This window comes from Streptomyces beijiangensis (assembly GCF_017315755.1).
GTDB classification, from domain to species: domain Bacteria; phylum Actinomycetota; class Actinomycetes; order Streptomycetales; family Streptomycetaceae; genus Streptomyces; species Streptomyces beijiangensis.
In genome coordinates, this window is sequence record NZ_JAFLRJ010001223.1 from 1 (window position 1) to 226 (window position 226).

Consider the following 226-nt stretch of genomic DNA (forward strand, 5'->3'; position numbering starts at 1 on the left):
CGGGGACACCACCCCCTACCTGGCCGCCTACCTCGTACCCGTCCCCGGGCCGCTGGGTCACGACGGCGGCCTGGGCGATGTGCGGATGGGCCGTCAGGGCGGCTTCCACCTCGCCGGGTTCGACGCGGTAGCCGCGGATCTTGACCTGGGTGTCGATGCGTCCCAGGTGCTGCAGCTCGCCGTCGCCGGTGAGGCGGGCGAGGTCGCCGGTGCGGTACCTGCGCGA

1 protein-coding gene is annotated in these 226 nt (G+C 73.9%); it reads right to left on the minus strand.

Going from position 1 to position 226, the window contains the following annotated elements; translation table 11 throughout:
* Positions 1 to 226: hypothetical protein (locus tag J0695_RS44900; protein WP_242553791.1), on the minus strand; the 226-nt coding region annotated here is incomplete at both ends.